Genomic DNA, 9,922 nt, shown 5'->3' with positions numbered 1-9,922 from the left:
CGACACCGTCAGCTGAAGCAGGTTCACCACGCCCGAGAACACACCCACCACACCAAAATACGCACGACAACGGCGGAGGGCTTCCGTCAGCAGGGTCTCGCGGGTGGGCGGGGCGATACGTCCGCTCATCGGAAGCCCTCACGGAAGGAGGCGGGAAGCGGAAGGTTGCGGATCATGCCGGACGGCCCATTCATCGGAGTTCGCGGGGCGGAGCCCCCAAAAATGCCTTGTCGGGGCCCTCCTCGCGGAAGGCCCCGACAAGCGTTTCAGCCGGAAGGGCGGGCGGAAGGCCCGCCCCGTCGCCGGATCAGAGGAACCAGAGCAGCCCTTCCTGCGCGACCGGCGCGCCGACCTGCGCCTGGGTGAGGCCCGTGAAGGTCACGCTGGCATCGACCCGGTTGTCGCCGTTGACGTCCATGTGCAGCGTGGCGCCCTTGAAGCCTTCCGCGCCCTCGTTCGGGGCCCAGAAGGAGCGGCTCGTGCCGGGGCGCCAGCCGAAGATGCTGAGCTGGTCCTCGGCGCGGAAGTCCGTGATCGTGCTCCAGGTGGTCGGACCCGTGCCGGCGCCGCGGACGTCGAGGAAGAAGACGTCGCTGCCCAGGCCGCCGGTCAGGAAATTGGAGCCCGTGCCGCCGTCCAGGACGTCGTTGCCGAGGCCGCCATTGGCCGCGTCGTCGCCGCCGCCGAGGTTCACGAAGTCGTTCGTGTCGCGCAGGATCATCACCTCGCCCGCGCCGGTGCCTCGCGTCTCGAACTCCAGGTAGGAGACCGGGCCGGCGTAGCGGCTGAACTGCTGCAGCTGGGTCACGCCGTTGGCCGTCACCTGGACGTACTCGATATCCGTGGTGTCCTCGCGCGCCGAGAGGTTCTGCGCGCGCAGGTCGCCGGCCGCCGTGGTGTCCAGCGTGTCGTAGGCCGTCGCCTCGCTGTCGTGGAAGCGCGCGAGGTATTCGGCGAAGGCATCCTGCTCGGAGCCCTTGGTGGCGAAACTCGCCTCGCCGTCATCGAGCGCGTCGTTGCCCAGCATGTCCACCCGGTCCACGGCGTAGGCCCCGATGGGATAGCCGTCGCCGCCATCGGCCAGGAAGCTCAGCGTCACCAGCTTGATCAGGCGGCTCGGATCGCCCTGCAGGACGCCGTCCTTCATGATCGTGTCGGCGATGCTGCCGTCGTCGTTCAGGATGACCAGGTTCTGGATGCGCTGGCCCTCGACGCTGACGACGCCGCCGGCCTGCACCTGCGCGGTCCTCGTCGGATCGAAGGAGAAGGACACGCCGCCGACCTGGGCGAACTGGCCCGGCGTCGCGCCCGGCGCCACGCCGGCCACGCCGTGCTCGAAGATGCGCTCGAGGTTCTCGGCGGTCACCGTGACGATGGAGAGCGCGTTGTTGAAGCGCAGCGAGTTCTCGATGTCGAGCTGGCTGATGCCGCCCTCGGGCTTGCCCGCGTCCGGGTTGGCCGACGGGGGCAGCTCGACGGGGATGGCGCCGGCCGAGACCGTGCCGATCTCGGCGCGGATGCCGCCGCCGTTCTTGATGGAGACCATCACGGCGTCATCGAGCTGCTTCGCCTGCCAGAGGTTGGCGTCGGCGGTGAGGTTGCCGAAGTTGGTCTCCTCGGTGCGGACCTCGCCGCGGCGGCCTTCCAGGAAGACGTCGGTCTGGCCGAAGACGTTGCCGTCCTTGGCCGCGATCACCGTGGCCACGGGATCGAGGAGCTGGCGCACCTCGCCGCCGCGCGTGCCGTCGGCATAGGCGTCGTCGGCGCCCCAGAGATCCTCGACCGTCTCGTCGGTCGCGGCATAGGCGCCCGAGACCGTCGGGTCGATGCCGCCGGCGCCGAGCGGGCCGGCGCCGTCGGGATCGGTGATCAGCTCGCCGTTCTCGTCGAACTCGACGACCAGGCGGCCGACATAGGAGTACTCGCCGGCGGTGGAGACGATCATGACGGTCTTGCCGTCCGCGCCCGTCCGGATCAGCGGATAGTTCTCCGCCGCCGTGTCGCCCGGCCGCAGCGGATCGGTGCCGTCGGCGAAGAGCGCGTGGCTGCCGCCCGAGAGGATGATGTCCACGCCGCTCAGCAGCGGGGCCAGCGCCAGCTCGTTCTGGTACTGCTGCAGGTGGCTCATCAGGATGATCTTGTTGATCCCCTGCGCCTGCATCTGGTCGATCAGCGGCTGCAGGATGGCGGCGAGCTCCGCCATGTTGTCCACGCCGCCGTCAGCCAGCGGGTCGCGCACCGTGGTGGCGCCGGTCGAGGAGATGGAGGCGAGGAGCTGCGTGGTCACCGCCAGCACGCCGATGGTCTGGCCGCCCTCGGTGATGGTGGTCCAGGGCGCGATCTGCGCGTCCGCCGCCTCGTTCGCGACGGTCTGGTTGCTGGCGAGGTCGGCCGCCGTGGTGGCGTAGGTCGAGGCCTCGCGCAGCGTGTTGGTGAAGGCCGCGCGGATGTTCGGGTCGTTCGAGAAGTCGAGGTTGGCGGAGAGGTAGGGGAACATCGCGCCGATGTTGCTGATGCGCGCCAGCGTCGCGCCCGAGGTGCCGGCCGCGAAATCGAGCGCGGCGTTCAGCGGGTTGGTGCCGAGGTCGAACTCATGGTTGCCGAGCGCCGAGGCCTGGATGCCGATGGCGTTCAGGATGGCGATGTCGGTCGCGAAGAAGGGCGAGCTGGTGCCGCCGAGGTTCGACAGCGAGCCGGGGGCGAGGCCCAGGGCCTGCTCGTAATAGGCGCGCAGCGCGGGGAGCACGCTCGGGTCGGTGCCGGCGGCCGCGAAGGGGCCGGGGATGTAGTTGTCGCCGGCCGACAGCGTGATGCTGTTCGCCTCCATGTCCTCCAGCCGGTCGACGATCGCGGCGAAGCGGTCGGCGCGCTGGGTGGCCTGCAGGCCCGCCTCGAAGTCGGAGGCGTGCAGGATCTGCAGGCGGTAGTGGCCGGTCTCGGGCTCCAGGTTGTAGACCGAGGTCGTCTTGCTCAGCTCGTTGGCGACCGCGAGGCGGGCGGGCTCGCCGCCGTTGGCCGGGATGAAGGCGCTGGTCTCGGGCTCGATGTCGCCGTCGGTGCCCAGGAAGCCCACGAACTTCACCTCGGTCGGGCTGTCGATGCGGAAGGCCATGTTGCCCTGGGCGCGCTCGAGGCCGACGAAGGCGTAGAGCTGGCCGTCGATCTCGCCGAGCGTGATCTGCTCGGGCTCGGCGCCCTTCGCGTCGGAGCGCGCGTCGTCGTAGAGCTCGGGGTGCTGGCTCGCGATGATCTGGCCGATCATCTGCCCGGAGTTGAAGACCGGCGTCAGCGTCGGGCTGGCGTTGTCGCCGCCCACCTCCCAGATGGTGAAGCTGCGCGCGCCGAAGCTGTGCAGCTCGTCCAGGTCGCCGTCGCCGTCCGTGTCGCCCGACCAGCGGGAGACTTCCAGGCGGCCGAGATCGGCGTCGCCGCGGCGCGACTGGAGCTGCGCGAGCAGCGTCGGGTCCAGCGCCGGCATGCCCTCGGCCGGCGTGCTGCCGGAGGCGGGGACGAGGTCGGCGATGCGGACGCCGGCATTGTAGATGTCGTCCGGGCCGCCCCACTCGCGCGCGTCGCCCTCGTTGGCGGTGACGAGGTAGGTCTTGCCGCCGTGCTCGAAGGTCTGGATGGCGTCGGGCATGTACATGCCCTTGACCGGCACCTGGCGGATGATGGCGCCGCCGTCACGGTCGGAGGCGTCGATGCCGTTGCCGGCCAGGCTGTGGTCGGAGGTGCCGAGCGGGATGATCGAGGTCCAGCCGATCGGCCCGTTGCCGGGGTTCAGGTTGAACACGCCGATCGCATTGGCTTCCTGCAGCGTCACGAAGGCGCGGTCGCCGGCGATGGCGATGTATTCCGGCTCGATGTCGAGCGAGGCCAGCGCCTCGGCGCCGGAGCTGCCGGGGATGCCGTGCCTGATCTCGACGCCGGCGGCGCGGAGCGCGTCGGCCTGGGCGTCGAAGGCATCGAAGCCGTAGAAGGTCGGCATCCAGGTGTCGACGTCGATCAGGGTGACGCCGCCGGCCGGGTCGGACGCGTAGTCCTCCGTCGGCTCGCCCTCGATGACGACCATCAGCTGGCTGCCGTCGGCGGTGTACTTCAGCATGTCGGGCACGGCGCCGACCTCGGCGGTGGCGCGCCAGGTGGCGGACTGGCCGTCGGGGGCCACGGTGAAGACGGCGACGTAGCCGTTGGAGCCAGGCGTCGGGCCGTCGAAGCAGATGGCCAGGTTGTCGCCGTGGATGGCGACCGAGTTGCCCATGCCGACGGCCTGGGCGGAGCCGCCGCCGACGACCTCGATCATGGAGGAGGGAACGGAGAAGGCGAGCTCGCCCGTGGTGGCGTCGAGCGCGTCCACGCCCTCGCCGCCGAGGACGTAGATCAGATTGCGGGCGGCGTCATAGACGACGACCTCGGCGCCGTCGGCGCCGCCGCCTGGCAGCCCCTCATTCTCGACCGTGAACTGGTTGGTGACCGAAAGATTGCCTGACATTCGCTCAACTCTCCCGAAGGTTAAGGGGGAGTTAACCGATCCCGGGCCGGGCGATCTTGAGGGGAGCGGTGACTATTCTGTTACTTTTGGAGGTGTGACGATTTATTTGCTCTTTTGTTAAAAATCCCGAGAATGTCACTGTTCCCGGGACATTCCCGGCCCGCCGCCTGTCACCGACAGGGCGATGCGTTCCGGCGGCACGTAGAGCAGCCCGAAATCCGGCACGGGCGACTGGACCGGGATGAGCAAAGCTTCATGCCGCCAGTCGAGCTGGACGTTGTCGTCCTGCGTGCCGGAGGCGATCGCGACCGTCAGCGCGTACCTGTCCGTCCGCAGCCTGGGGAAGACGAAATCGAACTCCGCCTCCACGCGCTGGCCCGGCCGGGCCGCGAGCGGGCATGCCGCATAGGTGAGGTGCGTGTTGTCGCCGAAGGCGGAGAGGCCCAGCCGGTCCCGCACCAGGAAGCCGACGAGGGGGCTCGGCACCTCCCGGAGGATCTCCGCCGCCACGCGCAGCGTCACGGCCTCGCCCCCGGCGAGCACGCCGGCCGGCGTCCCGTCCCGATGGCGCAGCGACACCTCGACGATCCGCGCGTCGCCGTTGCCGAAGCCGGCGCTCTCCGGGGCCTCCGCCCTGGGCCGCACGGCCTCGGGCGGCAGGCCGGCCGCCTCGGCGTAGTTGAAGGCGTTGTAGGCCTCGACCACCTCGGCCGCCGGGCCGGCCATGCGCAGATTCCCGCGGTCGAGCCAGAGCGCGCGGTCGCAGATCGAGAGGATCACCGCCGGGTCGTGCCCGCAGAAGAGCAGCGTCCCGCGCGTCTGGAAGTCGCGCAGCCAGCGCAGGCACTTCTGCTGGAAATAGGCGTCGCCCACCGCGATCGCCTCGTCGATGACGAGGATGTCCGCATCGACATGGGCGACGACCGCGAAGGCCAGCCGCATGGCCATGCCGGAGGAATAGGTCTTCACCGGCTGGTCGACGAACCCGCCGATGTCGGCGAAGGCCAGGATCCCGGGCAGCCGCGCCTCGGTCTCCTCGCGCGAGAGGCCCAGCACGCCGGCATTGAGGAAGACGTTGTCGCGCCCTGTGTATTCCGGGTTGAAGCCAGAGCCCAGCTCCAGCAGCGCCGCGACCCGGCCCGTGACCCGCATCTCGCCGGAGGTCGGCGTCAGCGTGCCGCAGACGAGCTGCAGCAGCGTGGACTTGCCCGAGCCGTTGCGGCCGATGACGCCGACGGTCTCGCCGCGGGCCACCTCGAAATCGAGGGGCCGCAGGGCGTCGAACAGCGCCGCGTAGCTGCGCTCCGCGACCGGCAGGCCGAGCCGGCGCAGGCCGCGCCGCAGCTTCGGCACCACCGCCTCTTTCAGCCGGTCCGCCGGGCGCGCGTAGATCGGGAAGGCCTTGGCGACGCCGCGGGCGACGATGGCCGCTCCGGACGCGGTCAAGGCACCGCCTTCCGGACCGTGCGCTTCAGGTCCTCGACGACCTCGCGGTAGAGGGACGGCTCGCGCTCCCGGGCGATCCGGTGCCACAGCGCGAGCTCCTCCGCCCCGCCGGGGTTGTCGCGCAGCAGCTCGCGCTTGAGGAAGGGGTAGCCGTGCAGGACCAGGAGCAGCCAGAGCTCGTTCGTCGGGTTCAGCGCCCGCCGCCCGAGGAAGGCGTACCGGGCGGATTCGGCGGCGCGCCGCGTGGCCGCGGCGAAGGGATGCGCGGGCAGGTCCGGTCCGGCCTCGGCGTCCCGCTGCGCGATCTCCATCAGATGAAAGTAGTCCCAGACGGCGGCGAAGCGCAGCCCGCGCGCCTGCAGCGCCTGCGTCATGCCGATCTCGTAGTGCTTGATCGCCGCCCATTTCGAGCGGACGTTCCGCACCCCCCGCCAGAATTCCAGGAAGCCCGGATGGGCCAGCGCCGGCCCGCCGAAGGCCACGAAGTAGCTCTGCACGTGGTAGCGCTGCTGCCAGCTGTCGGTGAGGCCCCAGGCGTCGGCCGCCCCGAAGTCCATCCGGGCCAGCGCATCGGCCAGCGGCGAGATGGGGCCGTAGACGCTGTCGTTCGCGATCACGATCTGGGCGTAGCGGCCGGGGGCCGGCTCCAGCTCCAGGATGGCGTCGCGATAGGCGCCGAAATCGTAGCCGCGGTTGCGCCGGACCAGGATGCGCGCACAGCGCGGCGTCAGAAAGGCCCGGCTTTCCGGGTCCAGCAGGCCGGAATTGGTGACGAAGACCAGGGACAGGCCCTGCGCCGCCAGGGCCTCGAGGTAGCGCCGGGTGTGGGCGCGGACCACGCCCTTCCGGTCGAAATGCACGAAGACGCAGATCCGCGCGCCGAGCGGCGCCTCGCCGGGGAGGGTGTCCAGGACCAGGCGGCGGCGGTCGCCCGCGGCCGCCCAGAAGGCCAGGTCGGCGATGGCGCGGCGCCAGAGGCCGATCGCGGTCCGGCGCCAGCGGGAGAGGCGCGCGCGCAGGCTCATGCGCCGGGACGCCGCGGGATGCCGGGCAGCAGGGAGGTCTCGTCGGCCACCCGGCCGGGAAGCGCGGCCGCCTCCTCGTCGCGGCCGAGCAGGCGCAGCCCGAGGGCCTCGGCCTCCACCGCCGGCCAGAGCAGCACGGCCGCGGCCTCCGGGCGGCCGGAGGCGAAGCCGTGCAGCAGGCCGAAGCGCAGGGCCCGCAGCCATTCGATCGCCTCGGCGTGCCGCCCGTCCGGCGTCTGGAGCTCGAGCGCGGCCCCGCAGAAGAGCACCGATGCGTCCTCGTGGCTGAGGAGCTCGGCGCGCCGGAGCGCCGCCAGGGCGGCCTCCGCGACGCCGGCGAAGGGGCGGGCGAGGTCGAGGGCGCCGGCATTGACCAGCGCCACGAAGGCCTGCCGGCGCGCCGCCTCGGCATGGCGCAGGCTGCCGGCGGCCTCCAGCGCGTCGCAGCGCGCCGGCAGCCCGGCCTCGCCGCGCCCGGCAGCGCGCCGGATCAGCGCGGCCTGCGCGGCAAAGCCCACATCCTCGGCATCGCCGTCGTCGGAGCCGATCTCCCGCAGCGCCGACCGCAGCCGCCGCGAGGCGGCGAGCGCGCCCGCCAGCAGCGCCTCCGCGGGCGCTCCTCGTCGCTCCGCTTCGAGGCCGCGGTGCAGCAGCACGCCGCCCAGGCACAGCGGCTCCCGTCCGGCGAGCCCGGCCAGCGGCGCGTCCGGGCCGTCGTCGAAGCTTTCCAGGCTGCGGCCGTAGCGGGCCGCGACCGCGGCCTCCAGCGCGGCCCACGCCGCCTCCATGGCCGCGTCGCGCGCGATGGCGCGCTCGCGGAAGAGGCGCGCGGCCAGGCCGATGCCGAGGTCGGAGGCGGCGGGCACGGCGGCCAGCGCCTCCTCGAGCCAGCGGCGGTACAGGGCGGCGCCGTCGGGCGTGGCGGCGGGCAGGGGGCCGGCGCGGGCGACGAGCTGGGCGCCCTCGCGGACCACGCGCACCTCGCCGAAGCCGGCCCGGCGCAGCAGCAGGTCGAGGCTCGCGGCGGTCTGGATCACCATGTGCCAGCCGACCGAGAGCAGCGGCACGAGCAGGCCCTGCGGCGTCTCCGGGCGGATCATCTCGGCAGCCGGCGTGGTGAGGAGGAGCGTGCCGCCGGGGCGCAGCGCCGCGCGCAGCACGCGCAGGATGGCCAGCGGCTCGGGCACGTGCTCCAGGAACTCGGACGCGTGCACCACGTCGAAGCTGCCCAGGGAGGCGTCGCCCTCCGTGAGGTAGCGCCGCTCGATGGGCAGACCGAGCTGCTCGCGGCCCGCCGCGGCGAAGGGGGAGGGGTCGAGGCCGAGCACGTCCCAGCCCAGGCCCCGCCGCGCAATGTCGAGGCCGAGGCCGAAGCCGCAGCCGATCTCCAGATAGCGTGTCCCGGCCGGGCGCCCCAGCGAGGCGAGGCGCGCGGCGATGCCGCCGAGGCCCGCGCCCTGCTGCAGGTAGAAGGCCAGGGCCGGGCCGCCGCCCGGCGGCTCCGCCCCGTAATCGCCCACCTCGGGGCTCTCGAAGAAGCAGGCGCCGCAGGCGGAGCAGCGGAGGAGCACCGCTTCCGTCCGGTCCGCCCGCGCCGCGGAGAGGATCGGGCGGCGCGCGATCGCGTCGAGGCAGTTCGGGCAGACCAGGCCTGATGGGCCGGAAGATGCGACGGCCGAAGAGCCGAGCCAGTGAATCAAGGGGAGGTTCCGTCGATGGCCGCCGGCCGGACCGATGCCGCGAAGGCGCCGGTCAGGACCAGGATCGGGCTTCCTGCGAGGGGTTGGAGGGCAGCCGGCGGAGCGCCAGCCAGAGCCGCAGCGCGGCATCCTCGAAGAGGTGCTGGCGATACGCGCCCGACGCCCTCAGCGCCCGCAACCGCCGGAGCGGCGAGGGCGCCTGGGCCTCCGAGATCCGCTTCAGCACCTCGATCGTGGCGGGGGGCAGGAGCTCCCGATGCGCGTGGAGCGCGGCGAGGTGCGATTCGAGGCGCGCCAGGAACGGCGAGGGGCCGCGGGCGAGGGCGCGCATCCCCCGGCGGAGCAGCGTGTGTCCCGAGCCCACGGCATTGGTCGCGTGCTGGCGGTAGAGGATGGCGGGCTCCGGGTCGTAGATCACCCGGCCCCCCAGGGCGGAGACCACGATATAGGCCCACCAGTCGTGCAGCGAGCCGTCCGGCGCGGGCATGCGCGCGAGGAGCCGGCGCGCGGGGCGGTTCAGGACGACGGTGCATCCCGTGGCCACGTTCTGCACGAGCGCGTTGGCGAAGGTCAGCTCGCGCTGGGGCAGGGCACTCAGGCCGATGGGCCGCAGCTCCGCATCGACCAGCCGCTGCCGGCTGCAATAGAGCGCCGGGACGTCGCCGGGAACCAGGGACAGCGCGCGGCTGGCCCGCTCGAGCTTGCCCGGCAGCCAGACGTCGTCCTGGTCCGCGAAGGCCACGTGGCCGGCATCGTCCGGCACCAGCGCCAGGAGCAGCCCGAAGCTTCGGGCGATCCCGAAGCTCCCGCCCTGGGCCTGCCGGACGCGGCCCGGATGGCGCGCCGAGAAGCGCTCCATGATCCGCGCCGTGACCAGGTCCGACACCGCCTCGTCATGGCGCCAATGGATGCGCCAGGCCGCGCCGTCCTGGGCCGCGATGCTGTCGAGCTGCTCCTGCAGATAGGTGCCGCCGCGGAAGAGCGAGAGCAGGACCGTGACCTCGGTCCTGTCCGGGGCTTCCGTCGCAGGGGCGGGGAGCAGCGAGGCATCCGGCGCCTGCCGCGGCCAGGCGCACCCCTCAGCGGACGCGATCCGGGCAGGAGGATTCAGCTGCAACCCAACAGACACAAGACAGAGCCTCGATGCGCTCCGCCATTAGCCATGCCGAAATTACGACATGATGAACCATTTGTTATTCCATAAGGAATTCAATCGTTTCGGGGCTTGCGTGGTCGCCGCCCGCCTCGGCTGCACGGAC

At 72.1% G+C, this 9,922-nt stretch carries 5 protein-coding genes; all 5 read right to left on the bottom strand.

All coding sequences use genetic code 11. From position 1 onward, the window contains the following. Positions 1-307: 307 nt before the first annotated feature. Positions 308-4,492: a choice-of-anchor I family protein gene (locus AC1ROY_RS31365; protein ID WP_493152878.1), complete on the bottom strand. Its 4,185-nt coding sequence runs from the start codon at positions 4,490-4,492 to the stop codon at positions 308-310. A 135-nt stretch (positions 4,493-4,627) separates the two neighbouring features. Then, complete coding sequence (locus AC1ROY_RS31360) at positions 4,628-5,938, bottom strand: ABC transporter ATP-binding protein (RefSeq protein ID WP_493152877.1); 1,311 nt, start codon at positions 5,936-5,938, stop codon at positions 4,628-4,630. Continuing rightward, entirely contained in the window at positions 5,935-6,963 is a 1,029-nt protein-coding gene (locus AC1ROY_RS31355; protein WP_493152876.1) for a rhamnan synthesis F family protein, read from the bottom strand. The genes AC1ROY_RS31360 and AC1ROY_RS31355 overlap by 4 nt, the downstream gene beginning before the upstream one ends. Beyond that, entirely contained in the window at positions 6,960-8,663 is a 1,704-nt protein-coding gene (locus AC1ROY_RS31350) for a methyltransferase domain-containing protein (RefSeq protein WP_493152875.1), read from the bottom strand. Before AC1ROY_RS31350 ends, AC1ROY_RS31355 begins: the two co-directional genes overlap by 4 nt. Positions 8,664-8,715: 52 nt before the next feature. Beyond that, positions 8,716-9,780: a glycosyltransferase family protein gene (locus tag AC1ROY_RS31345; RefSeq protein ID WP_493152874.1), complete on the bottom strand. Its 1,065-nt coding sequence runs from the start codon at positions 9,778-9,780 to the stop codon at positions 8,716-8,718. Positions 9,781-9,922: the final 142 nt, after the last annotated feature.

It is taken from the genome of Roseococcus sp. GW821-FHT12F05, from assembly GCF_058806835.1.
The sequence above is the reverse complement of the archived record's forward strand: the minus strand, read 5'-3'. Positions and strand labels throughout refer to the sequence as shown.